The organism is Terrisporobacter petrolearius, assembly GCF_020748185.1.
Taxonomy (GTDB): Bacteria; Bacillota; Clostridia; order Peptostreptococcales; family Peptostreptococcaceae; genus Terrisporobacter; species Terrisporobacter petrolearius.
In genome coordinates this window covers 1-440 of record NZ_JAHZMO010000197.1, presented here as the reverse complement: position 1 = coordinate 440, position 440 = coordinate 1, and the positions used below count along the sequence as shown (strand labels likewise).

General features: G+C 28.6%; 1 pseudogene. It reads left to right on the top strand.

Annotated elements, in window-relative coordinates:
• Window positions 1-201: 201 nt before the first annotated feature.
• Window positions 202-440, top strand: a pseudogene (locus K0040_RS20295) (transcriptional regulator); the annotation flags it as partial.

Sequence of the window (440 nt, the reverse complement as noted above, 5' to 3'; positions counted from 1 at the left end):
TGGTGTGGTAATTCAAGGTTATTATTATTGTAAGCCTATTCCAAGTGCTGAGTTTGAGAAGTTACTTTATCAAAAATAAGCTAATTATTCCATTCTAAATGTAGGTAGGATGGAGTAATTCAAAATAATTAAAGAGAAGTAGAAAATAGTGAGGATATAATTTTTAAAAAGTATAATATTTATGGATTAGGAGCGAAGTTTATGATAGTGGGTATGATAGGTCCTTCAGACTCTGGGTTTAAGATAAAGGATGATTTAAAACAGATAGACAGTGATTTAAAGACTAAAATATATGTAAGAGAAAAAGTAGTAGATACAATAGAAGTTATTTCTAAATGTGAAGATGAATGTGATGCTATTATATTTACAGGATGTGCAGTTTATGAATTTATAAAATCTAAGTATGAGATAAGTAAGCCACATTCATTTGTACCGAGAAG